This is a genomic window from Cupriavidus nantongensis, from assembly GCF_041726985.1.
Taxonomy (GTDB): domain Bacteria; phylum Pseudomonadota; class Gammaproteobacteria; order Burkholderiales; family Burkholderiaceae; genus Cupriavidus; species Cupriavidus nantongensis_A.
Genome location: NZ_CP168302.1, coordinates 996,564 through 1,020,367 on the forward strand (window position 1 = coordinate 996,564; position 23,804 = coordinate 1,020,367).

The window sequence follows — 23,804 nt, forward strand, 5'->3', positions numbered from 1 at the left end:
ATGCACGACAACATGGCACGCGGCCCGCCTGCGGTGCACGCACAGGCAAACGCGACAATAAAAAATCAGGGAATTCACTGAACCGGTACTGAAGTAGAAAACGCTAATATCTCCTGTCGGAACCTCTCATCATGATTAGGCGCTTAGCCTGATTGACACACCGGGAAAATTCGGCAGAATGATTCCCACTTGTGCAGCGCCCATTCGGTGTGTCATTTGGTGTTGTCGTTCCGTGACGGTTTCGGTTGTCACGACAGCGACATATCGAAGTCATATGGAATGCGCTGGCGGGGAAGATAAAACCGATCCGCTGGGTGCGTTGCACACGGTGTATAACGAGCGTTTTCGCTCATTTTGAAATTCAAGGTTGAGATAGACATGGAAACCGGTACCGTTAAGTGGTTCAACGACGCCAAGGGCTTCGGCTTCATCACGCCGGATGAAGGCGGCAACGATCTGTTCGCGCACTTCTCCGCAATTGAAGGCAATGGCTTCAAGTCGCTGAAGGAAGGCCAGAAGGTGCGCTACGTCAAGGCCATGGGCCAGAAGGGCGAGCAAGCCACCAAGATCCAGGCCCTCTGATACCGGTGAGGCCCGGGCTGGTCCGACGGACCAGCCGGCACCAAAGCCCCGCAGCGTTGCGGGGCTTTTTGTTTTAGGAGTGCCGTACTGCAGCACGGTTGGGCCCGCGCCGTTGCAGGTGAAATTGCTATAATCGCCCGACCCACAACCACCTCCCGGGCGGGTTGCGCGCCAACGCCGCGCGGCCGGCGCGGGATGGTAAGCAGCGTGTCGAGGAGTTACGTGGCCGGTACTCAGATCGCAGCTTCAGACAGCCGTGCCGCCGTCGGCGGCCAGGCTGGCCCCGCCGCCTCGGCGGGCAGCTCCTTCCATGCCGCGCTGCGCATCCTGCCGGCAGCACAGCGCCAGGCCATGTTCGAGATCTACGCGTTCTGCCGCGCCGTCGACGATATCGCCGACGGCGACGCGCCGCATGCCGAGCGCCTGGCCGCGCTCGACGCCTGGCGCCGCGACCTCGACGCCTGCTACGCCGGCAACCCGCCCGCGCCGCTGCAGCTGCTGTGCGCGCAGATCCGCGCCTTCAATCTGCAGCAAGCCGACTTTCTCGCCGTGATCGACGGCATGACCATGGACGTGGTGCAGGATATCCGCGCGCCCGACGCTGCCACCCTCGACTTGTACTGCGACCGCGTGGCCAGTGCGGTGGGCCGGCTGGCGGTGCGCGTGTTCGGGATGGAGACGGAGTGCGGAATCGCGCTGGCGCACCACCTGGGCCGCGCGCTGCAGCTGACCAATATCCTGCGCGATATCGACGAGGATGCCGCCATCGGCCGGCTCTACCTGCCGGCCGAGGCGCTGGCGGCGGCCGGCATTGACCTCGCGGCCGCCACGCCCGCAGCCGTGGCCGCGCACCCGTCACTGGGCCAGGCGTGCGCCGCCGTGGCGCGCGAAGCCCAGGCCCACTACGCCCAGGCCGAGGCGATCATGGCGCGCTGCCCGGCACGCCAGGTGCGTTCGCCGCGCATCATGGCCGAGGTCTACCACCGCATCCTGGCGCGGCTGTGCGCGCAGGGCTGGCGGGCGCCGCGCCAGCGCGTGCGCCTGCCGCGCGCGCAATTGCTCTGGATCGTGCTGCGCCACGCCATTGGCTGAGCGCGGCGAGCCCATGCAAGCCGGGCCCGGCCACGCCGGGCGCCGGTACAAGGAGGCTGCATGTCGATGAACGAGACCGCCTTTGCCAACGCCGCGCCGCAGGCCGATTCCGCGCCGCGTCAGCCGGACGGCCCGCAGCAAGCGCCGGCGACGCGCCTGCCCGCGCCGGCGCTCGACCACGGCATCGACCGCGCGCTCGACGCACTGCTGCACCAGCAGCGCCCCGACGGCCACTGGGTCTATGAACTCGAAGCCGACGCCACCATCCCCGCCGAATACGTGCTGATGGTGCACTACCTCGGCGAAGACCCTGACCTCGACCTGGAGGCGCGCATGGCGCGCTATCTGCGCCGCATCCAGAACCCGGACGGTGGCTGGCCGCTGTTCCATCAGGGCCGCTCCGACGTCAGCGCCAGCGTCAAGGCGTATTTCGCACTGAAGATGGCCGGTGACGATCCGCAGTCCGCGCCGATGCAGCGCGCGCGCCAGGCCATCCACGCCATGGGCGGCGCCGAGGCCAGCAATGTGTTCACGCGCACGCTGCTGGCGCTGTACGGCGTGCTGCCATGGAAGGCGGTGCCAATGATGCCGGTGGAGATCATGCTGCTGCCGCGCTGGTTTCCGTTCCACCTGTCCAAGGTCTCGTACTGGGCCCGCACGGTGATCGTGCCGCTGCTGGTGCTCAACAGCCTGCGCCCGCAGGCGCGCAACCCGCGCGGCGTCGGCATCAACGAACTCTTCGTCGGCAACTGCCACACGGTAGGGCTGCCGCCGCGCGCGCCCCACCAGCATGCCGGCTGGTACACGGTGTTCCGCGGGCTCGATGCACTGCTGCGCGTGGCCGAACCGCTGTTCCCGCGCACGCTGCGCCGGCGCGCCATTGCCGCGGCACAGCGCTTCGTGCGCGAACGACTCAACGGCGAGGACGGGCTGGGCGCGATCTTCCCGGCGATGGCCAACAGCGTGATGATGTTCGACGTGCTGGGCGTGCCGCCCGACGATCCGGCGCGCGCGGTGGCGCGGCGCTCGCTAGAGCGCCTGCTGGTCGAGCACGGCGACGAAGCCTATTGCCAGCCCTGCCTGTCACCGGTCTGGGATACCGCGCTGGCCACGCACGCGCTGCTGGAAACTGGCGATGCGCGCGCGGCGCAGGCCGCCGGGCGCGCGCTGGACTGGCTCAGGCCGCTGCAGGTGCTGGACCTGCGCGGCGACTGGGCGGTGCGCCGCCCGCTGGTGCGCCCCGGCGGCTGGGCCTTCCAGTACGCCAACGCCTACTACCCCGACGTCGACGACACCGCGGTGGTGGCCGCCGCCATGGACCGCTTCATGCGCGCGCACGATGCGCCGGGGCGCTACGGCGAGGCGGTGGCGCGCGCCACCGAGTGGATCGTCGGCATGCAGAGCGGCAACGGCGGCTGGGGCGCATTCGAGCCCGAGAACACGCACCTGTACCTGAACAACATCCCCTTTGCCGACCACGGCGCGCTGCTGGACCCGCCCACCGCGGACGTGTCGGCGCGCTGCCTGTCGATGCTGTGCCAGACCGGCGCCACACCCGCCAAGAGCGAGCCCGCCGCGCGCGCGCTGCGCTACCTGCTGGCCGAGCAGATGCCCGACGGCAGCTGGTTCGGCCGCTGGGGCACCAACTACATCTACGGCACCTGGAGCGCGCTGTGCGCGCTGAACGCCGCCGGCCTGCCGCCCACAGCGCCCGAGTTGCAGCGCGCGGTGGCGTGGCTGGCCCGGATCCAGAACGCCGACGGCGGCTGGGGCGAGGACGGCAGCAGCTACCGGCTCGACTACCACGGCTACGAGCCCGCGCCCAGCGTGGCCTCGCAGACCGCATGGGCGCTGCTGGCAATGATGGCGGCGGGCGCCGCGCAGCATCCGGCGGTGGCGCGCGGCATCGACTACCTGCTGCGCACACAGCAGCCCGGCGGCCTGTGGCAGGAGCCACGTTTTACCGCGGTGGGCTTCCCGCGCGTGTTCTACCTGCGCTACCACGGCTATGCGCGCTACTTTCCGTTGTGGGCGCTGGCGCGCTACCGCAACCTGCAACGCGGCCAGATGGGCCAGAGCGGCCAGGTATCGTGGGGCCTGTAACGGCGCCGTTCGTGCTGGTCGTCACCGGCATGGCGTTCGAGGCGCGCATCGCGGCCGGGCCGCATTGCCGCGTGGTGCACGGCGTGCGCGGCCTGGCACTGGAGCAAGAGGTGTCGGCAATGGCCAGCCGGCACTGCATGGGCATTCTCAGCTTTGGCGTGGCGGGCGGGCTGGAGCCGACGCTAACGCCCGGCGATGTGGTGCTGGCGGATGCGGTGTGCGCGCCCGGCGAGCGCTACGACACCGACACCATCTGGACGCGCGCCATGCACGCGGCGCTGCCGCACGCCCGCATCGGCACCGCGGCCGGGGCCGACCAGCCGGTCCTGACGGTGGCCGCCAAGGCCTCGCTGCACCGGGCCACGGGCGCGCTGTGCGTCGACATGGAATCGCACCTGGCCGCGCGCATGGCGTCGGCGTGCCGGCTGCCGTTCGCGGCTTGCCGGGTGGTTATCGATCCGGCTTCGCGCGCCGTACCGGCAGCCGCCGCGGCTGGCATGGGTGATGACGGCAAGACCGATGTGGCCGCGGTGCTGGGCGGGTTGCTGCGTGCGCCGCAGGAACTGCCGGCGCTGCTGCGCCTGGCCGGCGACGCCGCGGCCGCACGCGGGGCGTTGCGGGCGGCAAGGCTGGCGCTGGGCGATGCCTTTGGCCTGCGCGACATGCGCTCGCAGCAAGCTGACTTCTGATGGGCTACTCTCCTTCTCCCGCAAGCGGGAGAGGTGAGCAAACCTGAAACCACTCCCTCACCCAAACTTCCTGACCGCATCCAGCGCCAGCCCGCTGCCGATGCTGCCGAACCGGTCCCCTTCCACGCAGCGCGCCTCGGGCAGCAGCGCTGCCAGCCGCTGCCGCAGCAGCGGCACGCTGCTGGAGCCGCCGGTAAAGAAGATGGTATCGACCGCGGCGCCGCGCACGCCGGCGTCGGCGAGCAGCTTGTGCACGGTCTGCTCGGTCTTCGTCACCAGCTTGTCGATCGAGGCATCGAACTCGTCGCGCGTGATGGTCAGCGACAGGCCCGATTCCAGCCGGTGCAGGTCAACTTCGGTGCTGCCCGTGTCCGACAGAGCGATCTTGGCGGCTTCGACCTGGATTGCCAGCCAGTGCCCGGCGCGCTCGCGGATCAGCCGCACCAGGCGGTCGAGCTTGACCGTGTCGGCGGCGTCGCGATAGTTGTCCATCACGAGCGACCACGCCTTGCGCGTATAGAGCAGATTGATGGTGTGCCAGCTGGCCAGGTCGAAATACTGACTCGACGGCATCGCCTTGCCGTTGCGCAGCGCGCTGCCCAGGCCCAGCAGCGGCATTGCGCGCGCCAGGCTGAGCGCGCGGTCGAAATCGGTGCCGCCGATGTGCACGCCGCCGTTGGCCAGGATGTCGTCGCGCCGGTCGCTGCGCGCGGCGCGCTCGGGCGACAGCCGCACCAGCGAGAAGTCCGAGGTGCCGCCGCCGATATCGGCAACCAGCACCAGCTCCTCGCGCGCGATGCCGGCTTCGTAGTCGAAGGCCGCCGCGATCGGCTCGTACTGGAACGCGATCTCGCTGAAGCCCGCCTCGCGCGCGATCCCGGCCAGGGTGTCTTCGGCCAGCTGGTCGGCCACCGGGTCCTCGTCGATAAAGAACACCGGACGCCCCAGCACCGCGCGCGAGAAGCCGGTGCCGGCGGCCTGCTCGGCGCGTGACTTCAGCTCGCCGATGAAATGCGCCAGCAGCTTGCGGAACGGCATGGCCTGGCCCATCACCTCGGTGCTGTCGTCCATCATCGAGGTGCCGAGCAAGCTCTTGAGCGAGCGCATCAGCCGGCCCTCGTAGCCCGCCAGGTAATCGCCCAGCGCGGCGCGGCCGTAGCTGACCAGCGGGTCCTCGGCATGGAAAAAGATCACCGACGGCAGCGTCGCCTTGCCATCCTCCAGCGGCAGCAGCGCGGCCGCCCTGTCCGGGCGGCTCCAGCCCACCGTCGAATTGGACGTGCCGAAATCCAGGCCGCATGCGTTTGACATCTTCGATTCCATTTTCCTGCCAGCAAAGTGGCCCGCGCGGCGCAAGGCCGTTGCGGGCGGGGGCGCTATTGTAGGGCAGCGACCGGGTCCGTGCCTGTCGGCTCCGACCGCCATGCCGGCGGCGCGACCGAAGCCAACCTTGACATGGATGGGGAGGGGCTCCTATGCTGCGCATGTTCTTTATAAAAGATCGTTGTTCTGTTGTACGGAATGCACCGTGCCACGGAGATCTGACCCCCGCCATGCAAAAACCGTTACGCAATATCCGCGTGCTCGACCTCACCAATGTGCTGGCCGGGCCGTTCTGCTGCCACCAGCTGGCTCACCTCGGCGCCGAAGTGATCAAGGTCGAAACCCCGGGCAGCGGAGACCTGGCGCGCCAGTTGGGCGCGGACCCGGAGCTGAACCAGCGCCTGATGGGCGTGTCGTTCCTGGCGCAGAACCCCGGCAAGCAGTCGGTCACCCTGAACCTGAAGCACGCCAGTGGCAAGGCCGTGTTCCGCAAGCTGGTGCAAAGTGCCGACGTGGTGGTCGAGAACTTCCGGCCGGGCGTGATGGAACGCCTGGGACTGGGCTATGAAACCCTGAAGCAGGACAACCCGCGGCTGGTCTACTGTGCGATCTCGGGTTTCGGCCAGGACGGGCCGCTCGCCGGCCTCCCCGCCTATGACCAGATCATCCAGGGCATGTCCGGCGTGATGCAGATCACCGGCGACGCGCACAGCGCGCCGCTGCGGGTGGGCTATCCGGTGTCCGACACCATAGGCGGGCTGACCGCGGCGCTGGCGGTGTCGGCGGCGCTGGCCGACACCGGGCGCACCGAGGGCTATTTCATCGACGTATCGATGCTCGAGGCGACCCTGGCCACGATGGGCTGGGCGGTATCCAACCACCTGATCGCGGGCCGGGCGCCCACGCCGATGGGCAACGAAAACATGACCGCGAGCCCGTCCGGCACCTTCCGCACCGCCGACGGCCTGCTCAATATCGCCGCCAACAAGCAGGAACAGTTCGAAGCGCTGTGCCGCGTGGTGGGCCGCCCGGCACTGGCTGACGATGCGCGCTTCGCGCAGCGGCAGGCGCGGCTGGCCAACCGGGCCGCGCTGACGCAGGCGCTCGAAGCCGAACTGGCAACCAGGCCGGCTTCCGAGTGGTGGCCGCTGCTGACCGCGGCCGGCGTGCCGGCGGGGCCGGTGCTGGACGTGCCGCAGACGCTGGCCCATCCACAAGTCAGCGAGCGCGGCATGATCGGCGAGTTTGCCGATGCCCCCGGCGTGGGCCGCGACATCCGCGTGGTGCGCACCGGCTTCAAGCTCAACCGCGAAGCGCCGGCGGTCGACACGCCGCCGCCGCAACTGGGCCAGCATACGCGCCAGGTGCTGGGCGGCCTGGGTTACAGCGATGCGGACATCGATGCACTGAACCGGGAGGGTGCGATATGAGCGGCAGCCGGACACAGGACGACGGCATGGATGCCGGCCAGCGCCTGTCGCAGGACTGGTGGCACACCGGCATCATCGACATGCGCCCGGGCGAGATCCGCTACCGTGGCTACCCGATCGAGCAACTGATCGGCCGGGTGTCGTTCGCGCAGATGATCTGGCTGATGCTGCGCGGCGAGCTGCCCGGGCCGGGCCAGGGCGAACTGCTGGACGCGGCACTGATGGCTGCCGTCGACCATGGCCCGCAGGCGCCCAGCATCGCCATCGCGCGCATGGCCGCGACTTGCGGCGTGGGACTGAACAATGCCATGGCGTCGGCCGTCAACGTGCTGGGCGACGTGCATGGCGGCGCGGGTGAGCAAGCGGTGGCGCTGTACCAGGACGTGGCGCAGCGGCTGGATGCCGGCAGCACGATGGCGCTGGCCGTCGACGACGCGCTGCGGCACTACCGCGATCTGCACGGCAAGTACGTTGCCGGCTTCGGCCACCGCTTCCATCCGGTCGATCCGCGCGCGCCGCGGCTGCTGGCGCTGGTCGCGCGGGCCGCGGACGATGGCGTGGTAAGCGGCCGCTACGCGGGCATCGCGTGCGCGGTCGAGGCGGCGCTTGGCTCCGGGCGGGGCAAGCCGATCCCGATGAATATCGATGGTGCCACCGCGGTGATCTACGCCGAGCTGGGCTTTGCCGCGCCGCTGGCGCGCGGTCTGTTCTGCCTGTCGCGCTCGGTCGGCATCCTCGCGCACGCATGGGAGCAGCAGTGCGAGGGCGGGCGCAACAAGGGCCCGATGCCGCGCCAGTTCCTGTGGCGCTATGACGGCGCACCGCCGCGCGACGTGCCGGAACCGGACTTGCCCGCATAAGCAGGCCCGGCAGAAACGGATCCTGCGCTCAGCCGGCCAGGTCGGGCGCCGGCTCCAGCAGCGGTGCAACCGCCGTGCCGGCGGCGGGCTCCGCCATCGACGATGCCAGCACATAGCGGTCGCGCCCATGCGCCTTGGCGTGGTAGAGCGCGCGGTCGGCATCGGCGAACAGGGTCCGCCACAGCGCCTCCCGGCTGCCCGCGCCGCCGCGCAGCTGCGCCACGCCGATGCTGACGCTGGCATGGCCGCGCCCGGCGGGCAAGGCGATCGCATGCACCTTGCGCAGCACGCGGTTGGCCAGTGCCGAGGCCTGCTGCTCGTCGGTATGCGGGCACAGCACGCAGAACTCTTCGCCGCCGTAGCGCCCGGCCACATCCGAGGCGCGGCGCGAGTTGTCCAGCGCCTGCGCCACTTCGCGCAGCACCGCGTCGCCGGCGTGGTGGCCGCAGCTGTCGTTGACCTGCTTGAAATAGTCGATATCGATCACCAGGCACGACAGCGGCTGGCCGTCACGCTGCCAGCGCGCCACCAGCGACAGCGCCGACATCTCCAGCGCGCCGCGGTTAAGCAGGCCGGTCAGGGCGTCGATGCGCGCGCCGCTTTCGTTGTGCGCGACGATCTGCTCCATCGCCATCACGGTAAAGCCGAACAGTCCCAGCAGCGTGGCGATCAGCGGCGCCAGCACCCACGCCGAACCGGCCGGGCCGGCGAAGAACAGGGTCAGCGGCGCCGCGGCCGCACCGCCCGGCGGCAGGCTCATGGCATGGCTGAAGCCCGCCAGCTGCGTGGCCAGTTGCACCAGGCTGGCCACCAGCACCAGCGGCGCGCCGATGCTGCGGCGCCCGCGCCCGGCGCGCGCCAGCGTGGCGAAGGTCGCCAGCGACACCAGCGCCAGCACGCCATAGACGATGCGCAGCACCAGCTGCGGGCCTTCGGGCAGGCCGCTGGAGGCCGCCATCAGGCCGAGCACGATGGCGCCCGCTCCTGCCAGCGCGCCCGGATGCGCCGGCACGCCGTAGTAGACACGCACGCCGCGGTAGATCAGCAGCCAGCCGGCGACGAAGGCGAATGCGCCCAGCGTGCCGAGTTGCCCGGTGCCGCTGGCCGCGCTGACCGCCAGCGCCAGCCCCGCGGCCGACACCAGCACATGGCCGAAGGCCCACAGCCGCCCCGCCGTGCTCGCGCGCAGCGCAAACACCAGCCCCGCTGCAATGATCAGCGTGCCGCAGAAAAACACCATCATCACCACCGCAATGGTCTGCTGGTCCAGGTGCAAGGGATTTCCTCAAGGATGCCGTCCGCCTGCCGTCAATATCGATCGGCTGGCATCGGGACACGGGGCGCGACGCGAGGCATGCGGGCGCTGAGTTCACCAGATGTGACGTGCGCTGTTTTTCATGCCAGCCGCATGATAGCCGGTGCCGGCGCCAGCTTGGCACCCCCAGCAAGCCGGGTCGGGTGCGCTGCACCCGGCCGGGTTTACGGTAAGTCCGCGACGGCCGAACCCGGGGCGGCGTGCGGCGCCGTGCCGCCGAGCGCGCGCGTCAGCGAGCGCGCGGCCTGCAGCACGTCGTCGCGGAAACCGTCGCGGTAGCGGGCCGCCGGGCAGGTCAGCGTGAGCGCGCCGGCCAATACGCCGCCCGGGCCGAACACCGGCGCCGACACCCCCGCAAGATCCGGGCTGCGGTCGCCGACCAGCGCTGCCACGCCGTCTTGCCGGATCCGGTCATAGAGCTCGCCGGGCTCGCCGGCGAAGGCGCGCAGCACGCGCGCACCGGCGCCGCGGTCGCGCGGCAGCAGTTCGCCCGCGCGCACGTGGTCGCGCACCGGCTGGGGCGAATCGACGCGGTACAGGCACAGCCTGTGCTCGCCCTGCTCGACATGAAAGGCAGCGCTCTCGCGCGTCACGTTGACCAGTTCACGCAGCGCCGGCATCACCACCGCCTCAAGCGAGAACGACGCGGCATAGACTGCGTGCAGCCGCGCCACCTCCGGCCCCAGGCCATAGCGACCATCGGCATGGCGCAGCACCAGCCCCGCATGCTCCAGCGATGCCAGCAGGCGCAGCAGCGTGCTCTTGTAGAGGCCGCTGCGCTGCGCCAGTTCCGCCAGCGCCAGCGCGCCATCGCCCAGCCGGAACACCGAGAGTACGAACAGGGCCCGGTCCACGGCGATGGCGCCGCCGGCGGCGGCGTGCTTGTCGGCTTCGGAAACCTGTGCGGCTTTGCGTGGCATGTCGGGCGGCGGGTGATGAACCCTGGAAGCGTTGGGTCGAAACGATGCGCCACCGTATAGAACGCTCCGGGGGTTGTCAATGCGTGCTCCCTGCAGGGGCATGTGCGGTGGATTCGACGCACGCACGCTAGCATGGTGGCGTTTTTCTGCAACACCCATACCCGCCATTCGGCCGGAGCACGCGTTCGCGCAAGCGCGTTCTGCATGCTGTGGACAACGCATGCGCCACATCGCGTGCCCCGCGCTTAGCCTATTCGCCACTCCTGACTTTGCAAGCGGTATCAGCGGGGTAAATCGCCCCGGCTTTTGCTTTAGCGGCCGCTCCACCGGATGGATAGAATCATGCGTTGCTCAACTCCGCACCATCCTGCTGTTTCCGCCGCAATGTCTCATCGCCGTGCTATTCCCGACCTTGGTATGACCGTTCCCGCACTCTCGCTTGGTGCCATCCTGGACGACCTGCGCAGCGCCCCGCGGCCGCTGACCTCCGCGGAATATGCATACCTGGCCCAGCTGCGGCAACGCATCGTCACCGGCGACGCCGACCTGTGGACCACGCTTGAAACCGCGGGCGTGCCGTGCAGCGAACGCCGCCTGTCGCCCGACGTGGTGCTGGCACTGACCGCGATCGGCCAGTTGCCGATGCACTGACTGCGTCGCTGCCGCACGCCTCTCCGGAAGATTCCGCGCTGCATTTCTGAATCCGGGTGCTCACCTGCCCCGCGCCGCGCCGCTACGATCGATCCACTTCGATCCGCCGGGGACCCGTAGCAGCGCGCAAGCGCGAGACCGCCCCCCGGCCATGACATGGGCATGGCTTACCGACTCATCAACCGGCGCGTCTCTTTTCTCTCCCTGCGTGTCTTTGTCGCGCTGATGCAGCATCGCGAAGCCGGCCGCGCCGCCCAGGCGCTCGGCATCCAGCCGCAACGGCTCCATTACCAGCTGCGCCAGCTCGAGGCCGCGCTCGGCATGCCGCTGTTCCAGCCCTGCGGCACGGGCTGGCTGCCGACCGCGGCCGGGTTCAATGCCTTGCCCAAGATTCGCGCCATGCTCGAGATCTGGGAGCAGGTCCAGGCCAGCACCCGCGCACGGCGACATACGGAAGCCGAGCGGCAGTGCGAGCGCTGCGCGGTGCGCGTTGGCGCGGCATTCTGGGTGCGGCAGGCGACTATGTAAGCGCATTGCCCTGGCCGCCCCCCGCGGCATCAGACAAGGCTAGTGCTGCATGCCCCAGCGGCGCACCGTCAGGCGCTCCAGCGTGGTGAACACCAGTCCCTCGACCAGCAGCCCGATCAGGATCACCGCGGCCAGCCCGGCGAATACGCGGTCGGTATAGAGCTCATTGCGGTTCTGGAAGATAAACCAGCCCAGCCCGCCTTGCCCCGACGACGCGCCGAACACCAGTTCGGCGGCGATCAGCGTGCGCCAGGCAAAGGCCCAGCCGATCTTCAGCCCGGACAGGATCGCGGGCAGCGCCGCCGGCACCAGCACCAGCGCGACATAGCGCAGCCCGCGCAGGCCGTAGTTGCGTCCGGCCATGCGCAGCGTCGGCGGTACCGCGCGGAAGCCGGCGTACATGTTCAGCGCCAGCGGCCACAACACCGAATGGATCAGCACGAACACCAGGCTGCCGGTGCCAAGCCCGAACCAGAGCAGCGCCAGCGGCAACAGCGCAATCGCCGGCAACGGGTTGAACATGGCGGTCAGCGTGTCCAGCAGGTCGCGTCCGAGGCGTGTCGATACCGCCAGCGAGGTCAGCACGAACGCCAGTACGATGCCGGCGGCATAGCCGCGCAGCAGCACCGACAGCGAGATCGCCGCCTTGCCCGGCAGTTCGCCGCTGGCCACCGCCGCGCCAAAGGCGCGCAGCGTGGCCAGGCAGGAGGGCAGCAGCAGGTCGTTGTCCTGGATGCGCGCCACCGCCTCCCAGATCAGTCCCAGCGCCAGCAGGATCAGCGCCTTGTGCAGCCAGTCTTGCTGCCACGCGCGCTGGTGCCACGGCAGAGCGCGCGCCAGCGGGGCTTCGGTGAAGGGTTCGGGCTCGCGCTCGTATTCGGGCCGCAGCGGGCCGGCCAGGTTGAGGGAGGGTTGGGTCATGTGCAATGTCGGGTTTCAGCGCGCTGCCGCACTGCGCGCCGGCGGCGGCGTCACGGTGGCGGGCGTGTCGAACAGCAGGCCGTGGATGCGCTGCGCCGCGGCCTGGAACTCGGCGCTGCCCTGGCTGGCCAGGCTGAACTGGTGGCTGTCGAGCTCCGCGCGCACGCGCCCCGGATGCGGCGACAGCAGCAGGATGCGGCTGCCCACCACCAGCGCCTCTTCGATCGAATGGGTCACGAACAGCAGCGTCAGCGCGGCGTCATCGCAGAGCGCCAGCAGTTCTTCCTGCATGCGCCGGCGCGTCAGCGCGTCGAGCGCGGCAAAGGGTTCGTCCATCAGCAGCACCTTGGGCCGCATCGCCAGTGCGCGTGCGATCGCCACACGCTGCTTCATGCCGCCGGAGAGGGTGTGCGGATAGGCGCCGGCAAACTCGGACAGGCCCACCTTGTGCAGGCTGTCCTGCGCCACTTCGCGCGCGGCGGCGCGCGACAAGCCGCGCGCGTGCCGCAGCGGGAACATCACGTTCTGCAGCACGGTCTTCCACGGCGGCAGCTGGTCGAACTCCTGGAACACCACGATGCGGTCGGGGCCAGGCTGCTGCACGCGCCGGCCTTCGAGCCGGACCTCGCCCTCGCTGGGCGCGACGAAACCCGCCACCGCCTTCAGCAGCGTGGACTTGCCGCAGCCCGAAGGGCCCAGCAGCACGAAGCGATCGCCCGCGTGCACGTCGAAGCTGACGCGATGCGTGGCGCGCACGATGCGCTCGGGGGTGCGGTACTCCAGCGATACGCCGTCCACCTGCAGCAGCGGCGCGGCGCGGTCCGAGACCACGCGCAGGTTGTGGGTGGCCATGCTTAGCTCCCTTGCGCGGTGACCGGGTCAGGGAAGAAATAGTCCTGCCAGGACTTGGGCTGGTTGCGGATCGCGCCGACGCGATGCATGAACGACGCCAGCGCAAAGGTGTTCTGCGGCGCGACGCGGAACTGAACCTGCGGGTTCTTCAGCACCCGCAGCAGTAGCGCTCGGTCAGTGCGTGCCTTGCTCTGGCGCAGGTAGATATCAGCGGCGGCTTCAGGATTGGCGGTGGCGAAGGCGGCGGCCTCGGCCAGCGCATCGACAAAGGCGCGATAGGTCTTCGGGTTGTCGTTGCGGAACTTCTCGGTGGCGTACAGCACCGTGGACGAGCTCGGTCCGCCCAGCACGTCGTACGAGTTCAGCACGATGCGCGCATTCGGGTTGCCGGCCAGCTCCTGCTCCTGGAACGGCGGGTTGCCGAAGTGGCCGGTGATCTCGGTGCCGCCGGCGATGATGGCCGCGGCCGCATCCGGATGCGGCACCGCCACGGTCCACTTGTCCAGGCGGTTGTACTCCTTGTCGCCCCACTGCCTGGCCGCGGCCAGTTGCAGCACGCGCGACTGCACCGAGACGCCGACCGCCGGCAGCGCGATGCGGTCCTTGTCGGTGAAATCGGCAATGGTGCGGACCTTGGGGTTGTTGCTGACCAGGTAGTAAGGGAAGTTGCCCAGCGAGGCCACGCCGCGCACGTTCTGCTTGCCATGGGTGCGGTCCCACAGCGTCAGCAAAGGCCCCACGCCGGCGCCGGCGATATCGATGGCGCCCGACAACAGCGCGTCATTGACCGCGGCGCCGCCGGACAGCTGGGTCCATTCGACCTTGATGTCGACGCCCTGCTGCCTGCCGTGTTTTTCAATCAGTTGCTGGTCGCGCGCCACGTTGAGCAGCAGGTAGACCACGCCGAATTGTTCGGCAATGCGCAGCCTGCCTTCGGCGTGCGCGGTACCGGTGATGGCCAGGCCGGCGCTGAGCGCCAGCAGCCCGAGCTTGCGGGAAAGACGAGAGAACATGTTCAGGACTCCGGGGCATGCGTTGGACTGGCGTCCGCGCAAACGAACGCCAAGGGGATGACTGGCGATGGCGATGCCGCCTTCAGCGCGGCACGTCGCCTTCGATGGTGGTGCGGTACATCACGCGCCGCAGATGCGGCGGACAGCCCGCCGCCAGATGCAGCAGCGAGCGGTTGTCCCAGAACACCAGGTCGTGCGGCTGCCAGTGGTGGCGGTAGAGGTGTTCGGGCCTGACGCTGTGCGCAAACAGCTGGTCCAGCAGCTCGCGGCTTTCGTCCTCGGGCAGGCCGACGATTCGCGTGGTGAAGTGCTCGCTGACGAACAGCGCCTTGCGCCCGGTTTCCGGATGGGTCCGTACCACCGGCTGCAGCACCGGCCTGACCTGCGCCACCTGCTCCGGCGTCAGGTTGGGCCGCCACGGGCTGCGCTGCTGGAGTTCGGCATAGCGCGCCAGGTAGGTGTGCTCGGCTTGCAGGCCATCGACGGCGCGCTGCAGCGCTGCCGGCAGCGTCTCCCACGCCAGGTGCATGTTGGCGAACAGCGTATCGCCGCCTTCGGCGGGCAGCTCACGCGCATGCAGCAGCGAGCCCAGGCTGGGCCGCTCCTTGTACGACAGGTCCGAATGCCAGAAGTGGCCGGCATCGCCCAACCCGATCGGCTTGCCGTCCTCGACCACGTTGGAGACCACCAGCACTTCGGGATGGCCCGGCAGCTGGAACTGGTGCAGCACGTGGGTCTGGAGCGGGCCGAAGCGGCGGCTGAAGGCAATCTGCTGCGCGGGCGTGATGCGCTGGTCGCGAAACACCAGCACGTGGTGGTCGAGGTGGGCGCGATGGATGCGCGCAAAGTCTGCTTCCGCCAGGGGTTGCGACAGGTCCAGTCCGATCACTTCGGCGCCGAGCGGGGCGTCGAGCGGCCGGATCTCGAAGCTGCCCGCGGCGATAGCGGGAAATGCGGTGGCCGGCGCAGCGCTCTGCTGGCGCGAAGCTTGAGGGTGGGCGGTTGCAGTCGTCATGGCAAACTCTGGCATACGGGGGAAGCCGATGCGGCATCCGGGATGCCGCGTACAAGCTTGCACTGTAGGGAGCCAGCGCCGGCACGGTCAACGAATCAAAGCGCCGACGCTTATCCGCTTATTGCATATCGGATCGCCCGTCGCTGTCTCGCCCTCTGGCACTACACCGCGCATAACCACATGCAATAACCTTCCTTGCGGCGCGCACCGGCAGTGGGCGACCATGGCGGCGACATGCGCTACGGCGCTGTTACCATCGCACGGCACGGTGCGCCGGCATGGCGTCCCGGCATGCCCGGCGCCAACGCGGGACCTGCCCCGACGCGCCGGTCCGGCACACAACAGAGAAAACACGATGAGACTCGAAACCCTGGCCGTCCATGGCGGCTATTCGCCAGATCCCACCACGCGCGCGGTGGCCGTGCCCATCTACCAGACCGTCGCCTATGCCTTCGACAACGCGCAGCATGGCGCGGACCTGTTCGACCTGAAGGTGGCCGGCAATATCTACAGCCGCATCATGAACCCGACCAACGATGTGCTCGAGCAGCGCCTGGCCGCGCTCGAGGGCGGCGTGGGCGCGCTGGCGCTGGCGTCCGGCATGGCGGCGATCACCTATGCGATCCAGACCATTGCCGAGGCCGGCGACAACATCGTCTCGTCCAGCCAGCTCTACGGCGGCACCTACAACCTGCTGGCGCACACGCTGCCGCAATCCGGCATCGAGACCCGCTTTGCCGATGGCCGCAATCCGTCGAGCTTCGGCGATCTGATCGACGCGCGCACCAAGGCCGTGTTCGTCGAATCGGTGGGCAACCCGCTTGGCAACGTGGTCGATATCGCCGCGATCGCGCGCGTGGCGCACAACCACGGCGTGCCGCTGATCGTCGATAACACGGTGCCGTCGTCCTACCTGTGCCGGCCGTTCGAGCATGGTGCCGATATCGTCGTGCATTCGCTGACGAAGTACCTCGGCGGCCACGGCAACAGCGTCGGCGGCGCCATCGTCGACAGCGGCAAATTCCCGTGGGCCCAGCACAAGGAGCGCTTCCGCCGCCTGAACGAGCCGGACGTGTCGTACCACGGCGTGGTCTATACGGAAGCGCTGGGGCCGGCCGCCTATATCGGCCGCGCGCGCGTGGTGCCGCTGCGCAATACCGGCGCGGCGCTGTCGCCGTTCAACGCGTTCCTGATCCTGCAGGGCATCGAAACCCTGGCGCTGCGGCTGGACCGCATCACCGACAATGCGATGGCGATCGCACGCCACCTGCAGCAGCACGCCAAGGTGGCGTGGGTCAATTTTGCCGGCCTGCCGGATCACCCCGACCACGCGCTGGTGCAGCAATACCTGGGCGGGCGCGGGCCTGGCATTCTGTCGTTCGGGCTGAAGCAGGGGGGCCGCGAAGGCGGTGCGCGCTTCCTCGATGCGCTGCAGCTGTTCACGAGGCTGGTCAATATCGGCGATGCCAAGTCGCTGGCCACCCACCCGGCGTCGACCACGCACCGCCAGCTCAACGCCGAAGAACTGCAGGCGGCCGGCGTCAGCGAAGACATGGTGCGGCTGTCGATCGGCATCGAGCATATCGACGACCTGATCGAAGACCTGGACCGCGCGCTGGCCGCGGCCTGACCTCCCGCCCTCGCCCATCCGCTGCCGCTGGTTTGCTCCCCTCTCCCGCGCGCGGGAGAGGGGCCGGGGGAGAGGGCAGGCGCCGGCCTTCGCCAATCACGCTTGCACGGCTACCCGCCATCCCGCTTGCCCCGCGCTTCCAGCACGAAATAGCTCACCGCCCCGATCATCAACGGAATCAGGTAATACAGCGCCCGATAGGCAATCAGCGCCGCGAGCAGCAGCCCGTGCGGCACCTGGTCGCCCAGCATGGTCAGGAACACGGTCTCGATCACGCCCAGCCCGCCGGGGATGCGCACCACCACGCCGGCCAGGCCGGACGCCAGCAGCACGCCGAGCACGGTGAAATACGTTGCATGCGTATGCAGCAGCGCGTACAGGATCGCGCCCATCGACATCCAGTGGGCCGCCGACAGCGCGCATTGCAACGCTGCGAAGCGCACCGTGGGCATATAGATGTCGTGGTCGCGCACGGTGCGGTGGCGGCCGTGCCATAGCGCGCACGCCGCCAGGTAAGCGGCCGGCACCGCCAGCATCAGCACGCCCAGCACCCGCGTCAGCGCCGCGGGAATGCCCCACTCCGGCGGCAGCACTACCAGTTCGCCGGCGAGGATGGCGCCTGCCAGCACGGCATAGCCGAGCCAGTTGGTCGTGACCACCACCACGAACAGGCTCCAGATCTGCGGCGCGCTCAGCCCCGCGCGCGAGTACAGCCGGTAGCGCACGCCCGCGCCGCCCAGCGTGGCGCCGAGGTTGAGGCTGAGCGTGTAGCTGACATAGGAGATCGCCATCACCCGGCGCAGCGGCAGCGGGTGCCCGGCATAGCGGCAGCCGAGCACGTCGAACTGGCTGTACAGCAACCCGCTCAGTGCCACGAAGCTGGCCGCCGGCAGCAGCGTGCGCGCGTTGAAGCCGCGCAGCGCTTCCAGCACCGCGTTCCAGTCGATGGTGCCCAGCTTGCGCGCGATCAGCGCCAGCACGGCGGCAATGAACAGGATGCCGATGGCACGGCGCCAGGCCGGCCAGTGCGCATGCTGGCGGATGGCGGTCAGGGCCTCGGCGCCCGTCATTCCGCGCCTCCGCGCAACACCACCACGCGCCGTGCGTTGCGCCGCCCGCCCGGGATCGGCTGCACCAGCCGGGGCGCATGCGCCGGCAGCCAGCCCGCCCAGGCCGGAAAGCGGCGCAGGAAGTGGAACATCAGCGTCGCGCCCAGCGCATCGAGGCGGTTGCGCGGCGACTTCAGCCCCGGCGGCACCGCGCGACAGCGCGCGCCGATCAGCGCTTCGAGCCGGCCGCGCAGATGGCACGCGAAGGCTTCATCGCGGATCACGAGATTGGCTTCGAGGTTCAGCGACAGGCTCAGCGGGTCGAGATTGCTGGAGCCGACCGTGGCCCAGTTGTCATCGACCACCGCGACCTTGCCGTGGAAGGGCCGCTCGACGTATTCCAGGATCTCCACCCCGGCGTCCTGCAGATGGGCGTAGAGCAGGCCGCCGGCGCGCGCCACCCACGGCATGTCGGGCTTGCCCTGCAACAGCAGCCGCACCCGCACGCCGCGTGCGGCGGCCTCGCACAGCGCGTGCAGCAGCCGGTAGCCCGGCAGGAAGTACGCGTTGGCGATGATGACCTCGCGCCGCGCCGCGCGGATCGCGTCGAGGTAGGCAAACTCGATGTCGTTGCGGTGGCGGTGGTTGTCGCGCGTGACCAGGCTCGCGCGTGCGGCCTGCATGCGCGGATCCGGCCCCTCGCGTTCGGCCACAGTCTCGGGCATGGGAGGCGGCGGGCACACGCCTGGCATCGCGCGCACCAGGAAGTCGTGCACCTGGCGCGCGAAGGGTCCGCGGATTTCCACCGCATAGTCCTGCTTGGCCAGCGGCCCGAACTGGTACAGATGCTGCGTCGAGAAATTAAGCCCGCCGACGAAAGCCACCTCGGCATCGACCGCGATCAGCTTGCGGTGCATGCGCCGGAAGATGTGGGTGCGCACGCCGAACAGCCGCGGCCGCGGCGAGAATGTGCAGAACTGCACGCCTGCGTCGACCAGTTCCGCGATAAAGACCGGCGACAGGTCATGCGAGCCGAAGCCGTCCACCGTCAGCGCCACACGCACGCCGCGGCCCGCGGCCGCCAGCAGTGCCGCGTGCAATTTGTGGCCTACCTCGTCTTCAAACAGGATAAAAGTTTCCAGCAGTACGCTTTCGCGCGCGCGCGCAATGGCGTCGAACACGCACGGAAAATACTCCTCGCCGTTCTCAAGCAGGCGGAAGTGGTCGGAAGCGGACGGCAGCGGTGTCATGGCCGGGAAATCGCCGCAAACACCATGCCAGCGAAAACCACACGCCAGCCGCTGCTAGCCCCGGTGACGGCCGCGCCGCCAGCGCGCCAGCACTGCGGCAGCCAGCGCACCGGCCACCAACCCCGCAATGAACACCGCCACCGCCATGCCACTCCATGCGGCCGCGCCAACATTATCGGCGCCGCCGCGCGCCAGCGGCGCGAGTGACTGCCAGTCGGCGGCGGTGAACTGCGTCATCGTCGGCGCGCCATCCAGGCCATACACGCAGACCTCGCCGCCCGGCAGCTTGCAAAAGCGCGCCGGCGGACAGCTGCGCAGGATGGCCTGGGTCTCGCCCTCGCCGCAGCGGGCGCCGGCGCTGCGCAGCACCTGGAGCGTGACGTCGGGATGCTTGGTCAGTTGTTCGGGCATGGCGGCCTCCCATGGCTTGCAGACGCAGTGACGCGTTCCTACAGCGTAGGCCTTATTCCGCCCGGGCATATCGCCATGCGTAAACGCTCGTTCGTCCATTGGCTGCTTTTCCATACAATGGCCCGATGCCACGGCGCGACGCCGCGGCCACACCACCACATCAAAGGGGAGCATCCGATGCAATACGGGAAATTCGGCCTGGCAGCGCGACTGGCGGCAGCCGTGCTGGCGCTGGGCGTGATGCAAGGCGCCGGCGCGGCCGATCCGGACAAGAAGGAAATCCGCTTCGGCGCTACCGCCGGTCCGTATGCCGACCAGATCCGCTATGGCATCAAGCCGGTGCTGGAACAGCGCGGCTACAAGGTCACCATCGTCGAGTTCAGCGACTACGTGCAGCCCAACCTGGCGCTGGCAGACGGTGCCATCGACGCCAACGCCTTCCAGCACGTGGCTTACCTGAAGAAATTCTCGGCCGACCGCAAGCTGGCGCTGAGCGACGTGATCCAGGTACCGACCGCGCCGATCGGCATCTACAGCCGCAAGCACAAGGCGCTGGCCGAGGTGAAGCCGGGCAACACCGTGTCGCTGCCGAACGATCCGACCAACCTGGCGCGTGCCATCGCCATCCTGCAGCAGATCGGCTGGGTCACGCTCAAGCCCGGCACCGACCCGATCCGCGCGAGCGAACGCGATATCGATACCAACCCGCACAAGCTCAAGCTGGTCCAGCTGGAAGCCGCGCAGCTGCCGCGCTCGCTCGACGATGTCGACTATGCCTTCGTTAACGGCAACTATGCGCTGGCCTCGGGCCTGAAGCTGACTTCGGCGCTGGCGCTGGAGAGGATTCCGGACTACTACATGAACCTGGTCGCGGTGAAGACCGCCGACCTGAACAAGCCTTTCGTCAGGGACATCCGCGAGGCCTACCAGTCCGCCGAATTCAAGGCGGTGACGCAACAGCGCTTCGCCGGCTTCGTGCCGCCGCCCTACCAGCGCTGAGCCCTGCGCGCATTGTTCTGGTTTCCTGGATGATCTATCCAGTCGCCGCCGATTTATTCCGCAGTCCCGGCCGCCTAAGCTGAAGCCTCCTTCGACGTATCCACAGGAGAGTTTCCATGGCAGACCATTCCATCCGCGGCAAGGTCGCGCTGATCACCGGCGGCGCCAAGAACCTGGGCGGGCTGATCGCGCGCGACCTGGCCGCCCAGGGCGCGCGGGCCATCGCCATCCACTACCACAGCGCGGCCTCGCGCGCCGACGCCGAGACCACGGTCAGGGCGCTCCAGGCAAGCGGCGCCCAGGCGGTGGCAGTGCAGGCGGACCTGACCAGCGCGGGCGCGGTCGAGCGGCTGTTTGCCGATGCCGTGGCCGCGGTGGGCCGTCCCGATATCGCCATCAACACGGTGGGCAAGGTACTGAAGAAGCCGTTCGCCGAGATCAGCGAGGCCGAGTACGACGAGATGTCGGCCGTCAATGCCAAGAGCGCCTTCTTCTTCCTGAAGGAAGCCGGCCGCCACGTCAACGACCACGGCAAGATCGTGACGCTGGTGACCTCGCTGCTGGGCGCGTTCACGCCCTTCTATGCCGCCTATGCCGGCACCAAGGCGCCGGTCGAACACTTTACCCGCGCCGCGGCCAAGGAGTTCGGCGCGCGCGGTATCTCGGTGACGGCGGTGGGGCCGGGTCCGATGGATACGCCGTTCTTCTACGGCCAGGAAGGCGACGACGCCGTGGCCTATCACAAGAGCGCGGCCGCGCTGTCGCCGTTCTCGCCGACGGGACTGACGCATATCGAGGATGTGGTGCCCTTTATCCGCCATCTGGTCAGCGACGGCTGGTGGATCACCGGCCAGACCATCCTCATCAACGGCGGGTACACGACCAAATAAGCCACCAGGCAGGCCACCGCCGCGGTGCGCGCACGCATTGCAGGTATGCTTGCGCCATCGACGAGCGAGGCGTATGGACAGATTCGACCAGTACCGCGTATTCCTGCAGGTGGCCGAGATGGGCAGCTTCATCAAGGCCGCCCATGCGCTCGGGCTGCCGCGCGCGTCGGTGTCGGCGGCGGTGCAGGACCTCGAGGCCCAGGTCGGCACGCGCCTGCTGCACCGGACCACGCGGCAGGTGCGGCTCAGCGCCGATGGCGCGCAATTGCTCGAACGATTGCGCCCGCTGCTGGCCGAGGTCGAGGATATCGACCAGCTGTTCCAGGCGGGCCAGCGCCAGGCCAGCGGCCGTCTTAACGTTGACATGCCGAGCCGCATCGCGCGCCGGCTGGTGGCACCTGCATTGCCCGCCTTGCTGCGGCGCCATCCGCGGCTGCAGCTGTCGCTCGGTTCCAGCGACCGCGCCATCGACCTGGTGCAGGAGGGCGTCGACTGCGCGGTGCGCTTCGGCGTGCTGGCCGACAGCAGCCTGGTAGTGCGACCGCTGGGCCGGATCGCGCTGGTCAACTGCGCGAGCCCCGCCTACCTGCGCGAACACGGCGAGCCCCGTGATCCGGCTGACCTGCGCCGCGGTCACCTCGCGGTGGGCTACGCCAGCCCCCGCACCGGCCGCGACCTGCCGTGGGAATTCCTGGATGCCGATGGCAGCGGACGCGAGGCCGACGTGGCGACCCGCGTCTCGGTCAACAATGCCGAAAGCTATATCGCCTGCTGCCTCGCCGGCATCGGGCTGATCCAGATTCCGCGCTTCGACGTGCAGCACCTGCTCGACACCGGACAGCTGCTGGAAGTCATGCCCGACTGGCGTCCGGCGAGCATGCCGGTGTCGCTGCTCTATCCGCACCGCCGCCAGCGCTCGGCAAGGCTCGCGGTGTTCCTGGAGTGGTTCCGCGCGCTGATGCAGCCGCACCTCGAAGCCTGAGCGGCGGCCCGCGCGGGCGCCGCCGCATTGTGCGCAGCAAGACAATTTCACGCCGCGCCGGCAGCGCAAATGCCCTACACTCAAGCTCAAGTCCCCCGCGCCCAAAAAGCACGGCAGGGATCACAACGCGATCATTGCCGCGGAGGGCTGCGAAGATCCTCGCCCCGCTCCGCGCGGATCCTGTCGAGACAACCGCATCGAGAGACCCGCCATGTCCACGGTTGCGCGCTTTGAGATCGGCTATACCCGCTACCTTGCCCCGCCGGGCGACACCACTCCCCCCACTGCTTCCCCTCCACCGTTCGCCAGCGACCCTGACGCACTGGTGCCGCTGTACCAGGCGATGGTGCTGACGCGCCAGTTCGACCTGAAGGCGATCGCGTTGCAGCGCACCGGCAAGATCGGCACGTTCGCGTCGGCGCTGGGCCAGGAGGCCATCGGCGTGGGCGTGGCCTACGCCATGCGGCCCGAAGACGTGCTGGTGCCCTCGTACCGCGACCACGCGGCGCAGTTTGTGCGCGGCGTCACCATGACCGAGAGCCTGCTCTACTGGGGCGGCGACGAGCGCGGCAGCGGCTTTGGCGCGGCGCCGCATGACTTTGCCAACTGCGTGCCGATCGGCACCCAGGTGTGCCACGCCGCGGGCGCCGCCTACGCCTTCCAGCTGCGCGGCGAGCCGCGCGTGGCGGTCTGCCTGCTGGGCGACGGCGGCACCTCAAAGGGCGACTTCTATGAAGGCATGAACATGGCCGGCGCCTGGCGCGCGCCGCTGGTGATCGTGATCAACAACAACCAGTGGGCGATCTCGATGCCGCGCAGCGGCCAGACCGCGGCGCAGACGCTGGCGCAGAAGGCCATTGCCGCAGGCATCCCGGGCGAGCAGGTCGACGGCAACGACGTGGTCGCGGTGCGCCACCGCGTCGGCGAAGCGATCGCGCGAGCGCGCGACGGCGGCGGCCCCGCGCTGATCGAGGCCATCACCTACCGGCTGGGCGACCACACCACCGCCGACGATGCCTCGCGCTACCGCGACGAGGCCAGCGTCAAGGCGCACTGGCAGCACGAGCCGCTGCTGCGGCTGCGCACCCACCTGCTGGCCCTGCACGCGTGGGATGCGGCGCGTGAAGAGGCGCTGGTCAAGGCGTGCTCGCAGCAGGTGGCGCAGGCGGTCGAAACCTACCTGGCAATGCCGCCGCCGGACCCCGCGGCGATGTTCGACTGCCTGTACGCGGCCATGCCGGCCGAACTGCAGGCGCAGCTGGAGATCGCGCGGCGCTTCCCGGGGCAGCACGGCTAGCC

At 69.1% G+C, this 23,804-nt stretch carries 23 protein-coding genes; 13 read left to right on the plus strand and 10 right to left on the minus strand.

Annotation, left to right across the window (positions count from 1 at the left end; genetic code table 11):
* The first annotated feature begins 378 nt into the window (after positions 1-378).
* The 4 genes from ACEI37_RS04155 (at position 379) to ACEI37_RS04170 (ending at position 4,466) form a co-directional block, all read left to right on the plus strand.
* Positions 379-582, plus strand: a complete 204-nt coding sequence (locus ACEI37_RS04155) for a cold-shock protein (RefSeq protein WP_010810931.1) — start codon at positions 379-381, stop codon at positions 580-582.
* A 222-nt stretch (positions 583-804) separates the two neighbouring features.
* Positions 805-1,674 (plus strand): presqualene diphosphate synthase HpnD, encoded by an 870-nt coding sequence (gene hpnD / locus ACEI37_RS04160; protein ID WP_373377469.1) that lies wholly within the window; start codon positions 805-807, stop codon positions 1,672-1,674.
* A 60-nt stretch (positions 1,675-1,734) separates the two neighbouring features.
* Positions 1,735-3,777, plus strand: a complete 2,043-nt coding sequence (gene shc / locus ACEI37_RS04165) for a squalene--hopene cyclase (RefSeq protein WP_373377470.1) — start codon at positions 1,735-1,737, stop codon at positions 3,775-3,777.
* 29 nt (positions 3,778-3,806) lie between these two features.
* Positions 3,807-4,466 carry a phosphorylase gene (locus tag ACEI37_RS04170; protein WP_373377714.1) on the plus strand — a complete coding sequence of 220 codons (660 nt, stop codon included), beginning with the start codon at positions 3,807-3,809 and terminating at the stop codon, positions 4,464-4,466.
* Positions 4,467-4,523: 57 nt separating this feature from the next.
* Here ACEI37_RS04170 and ACEI37_RS04175 read toward each other — a convergent pair whose 3' ends face one another.
* Positions 4,524-5,789, minus strand: a complete 1,266-nt coding sequence (locus ACEI37_RS04175; RefSeq protein ID WP_373377471.1) for an Hsp70 family protein — start codon at positions 5,787-5,789, stop codon at positions 4,524-4,526.
* A gap of 230 nt (positions 5,790-6,019) precedes the next feature.
* On the opposite strand from ACEI37_RS04175, the gene ACEI37_RS04180 reads away from it, so the two are divergent.
* Together ACEI37_RS04180 and ACEI37_RS04185 are read left to right on the plus strand one after the other, a co-directional pair.
* Complete coding sequence (locus ACEI37_RS04180; RefSeq protein WP_373377472.1) at positions 6,020-7,219, plus strand: CaiB/BaiF CoA transferase family protein; 1,200 nt, start codon at positions 6,020-6,022, stop codon at positions 7,217-7,219.
* On the plus strand, positions 7,216-8,079 hold the full coding sequence (locus ACEI37_RS04185; protein WP_373377473.1) for a citryl-CoA lyase: 864 nt from the start codon (positions 7,216-7,218) through the stop codon (positions 8,077-8,079). The genes ACEI37_RS04180 and ACEI37_RS04185 overlap by 4 nt, the downstream gene beginning before the upstream one ends.
* A 28-nt stretch (positions 8,080-8,107) precedes the next feature.
* Here ACEI37_RS04185 and ACEI37_RS04190 read toward each other — a convergent pair whose 3' ends face one another.
* Positions 8,108-9,355, minus strand: coding sequence for a diguanylate cyclase (locus tag ACEI37_RS04190; RefSeq protein WP_373377474.1), 1,248 nt, complete (start codon positions 9,353-9,355; stop codon positions 8,108-8,110).
* Between the two features lie 203 nt (positions 9,356-9,558).
* Positions 9,559-10,314 carry an IclR family transcriptional regulator gene (locus ACEI37_RS04195; RefSeq protein ID WP_373377475.1) on the minus strand — a complete coding sequence of 252 codons (756 nt, stop codon included), beginning with the start codon at positions 10,312-10,314 and terminating at the stop codon, positions 9,559-9,561.
* Between the two features lie 417 nt (positions 10,315-10,731).
* On the opposite strand from ACEI37_RS04195, the gene ACEI37_RS04200 reads away from it, so the two are divergent.
* A complete protein-coding gene (locus ACEI37_RS04200; protein ID WP_231942684.1) occupies positions 10,732-10,965 on the plus strand; it encodes an IclR family transcriptional regulator in 234 nt (77 codons plus the stop codon).
* A 162-nt stretch (positions 10,966-11,127) separates the two neighbouring features.
* The gene (locus tag ACEI37_RS04205; protein WP_373377476.1) at positions 11,128-11,493 is read left to right on the plus strand and encodes a LysR family transcriptional regulator; all 366 of its coding nucleotides are present in this window, start codon (positions 11,128-11,130) and stop codon (positions 11,491-11,493) included.
* Between the two features lie 39 nt (positions 11,494-11,532).
* Here the strand turns inward: ACEI37_RS04205 and ACEI37_RS04210 are convergent, their stop codons facing one another.
* From ACEI37_RS04210 to ACEI37_RS04225, 4 genes are all read right to left on the minus strand, one after another.
* Positions 11,533-12,414, minus strand: coding sequence for an ABC transporter permease (locus ACEI37_RS04210; RefSeq protein ID WP_373377477.1), 882 nt, complete (start codon positions 12,412-12,414; stop codon positions 11,533-11,535).
* A 15-nt stretch (positions 12,415-12,429) separates the two neighbouring features.
* A complete protein-coding gene (locus ACEI37_RS04215; RefSeq protein ID WP_373377478.1) occupies positions 12,430-13,266 on the minus strand; it encodes an ABC transporter ATP-binding protein in 837 nt (278 codons plus the stop codon).
* Positions 13,267-13,268: 2 nt separating this feature from the next.
* A complete protein-coding gene (locus tag ACEI37_RS04220; RefSeq protein WP_373377479.1) occupies positions 13,269-14,279 on the minus strand; it encodes an ABC transporter substrate-binding protein in 1,011 nt (336 codons plus the stop codon).
* 82 nt (positions 14,280-14,361) lie between these two features.
* Positions 14,362-15,294 (minus strand): TauD/TfdA dioxygenase family protein, encoded by a 933-nt coding sequence (locus tag ACEI37_RS04225; protein ID WP_373377480.1) that lies wholly within the window; start codon positions 15,292-15,294, stop codon positions 14,362-14,364.
* Positions 15,295-15,649: 355 nt separating this feature from the next.
* Here ACEI37_RS04225 and ACEI37_RS04230 point away from each other — a divergent pair, with 355 nt between their 5' ends.
* A complete protein-coding gene (locus ACEI37_RS04230) occupies positions 15,650-16,924 on the plus strand; it encodes an O-acetylhomoserine aminocarboxypropyltransferase/cysteine synthase family protein (protein ID WP_373377481.1) in 1,275 nt (424 codons plus the stop codon).
* Between the two features lie 110 nt (positions 16,925-17,034).
* On the opposite strand, the gene ACEI37_RS04235 is transcribed toward ACEI37_RS04230, so the two are convergent.
* From ACEI37_RS04235 to ACEI37_RS04245, 3 genes are read right to left on the minus strand one after another with little or no spacing between them, the layout of a single operon-like run.
* The gene (locus ACEI37_RS04235; RefSeq protein ID WP_373377482.1) at positions 17,035-17,994 is read right to left on the minus strand and encodes a lysylphosphatidylglycerol synthase domain-containing protein; all 960 of its coding nucleotides are present in this window, start codon (positions 17,992-17,994) and stop codon (positions 17,035-17,037) included.
* Complete coding sequence (clsB, locus tag ACEI37_RS04240) at positions 17,991-19,223, minus strand: cardiolipin synthase ClsB (protein WP_373377483.1); 1,233 nt, start codon at positions 19,221-19,223, stop codon at positions 17,991-17,993. Before clsB ends, ACEI37_RS04235 begins: the two co-directional genes overlap by 4 nt.
* A 54-nt stretch (positions 19,224-19,277) precedes the next feature.
* Entirely contained in the window at positions 19,278-19,634 is a 357-nt protein-coding gene (locus ACEI37_RS04245; RefSeq protein WP_373377484.1) for a hypothetical protein, read from the minus strand.
* 177 nt (positions 19,635-19,811) lie between these two features.
* Between ACEI37_RS04245 and ACEI37_RS04250 the strand changes: the two genes are divergently transcribed.
* From ACEI37_RS04250 to pdhA, 4 genes are all read left to right on the plus strand, one after another.
* On the plus strand, positions 19,812-20,633 hold the full coding sequence (locus tag ACEI37_RS04250; protein ID WP_373377485.1) for a MetQ/NlpA family ABC transporter substrate-binding protein: 822 nt from the start codon (positions 19,812-19,814) through the stop codon (positions 20,631-20,633).
* Positions 20,634-20,749: 116 nt separating this feature from the next.
* Positions 20,750-21,523 carry an SDR family oxidoreductase gene (locus ACEI37_RS04255; protein WP_373377486.1) on the plus strand — a complete coding sequence of 258 codons (774 nt, stop codon included), beginning with the start codon at positions 20,750-20,752 and terminating at the stop codon, positions 21,521-21,523.
* A gap of 73 nt (positions 21,524-21,596) precedes the next feature.
* Positions 21,597-22,505, plus strand: coding sequence for a LysR family transcriptional regulator (locus ACEI37_RS04260; protein ID WP_373377487.1), 909 nt, complete (start codon positions 21,597-21,599; stop codon positions 22,503-22,505).
* A 211-nt stretch (positions 22,506-22,716) separates the two neighbouring features.
* The gene (gene pdhA, locus ACEI37_RS04265) at positions 22,717-23,802 is read left to right on the plus strand and encodes a pyruvate dehydrogenase (acetyl-transferring) E1 component subunit alpha (RefSeq protein WP_373377488.1); all 1,086 of its coding nucleotides are present in this window, start codon (positions 22,717-22,719) and stop codon (positions 23,800-23,802) included.
* Positions 23,803-23,804 lie beyond the last annotated feature (2 nt).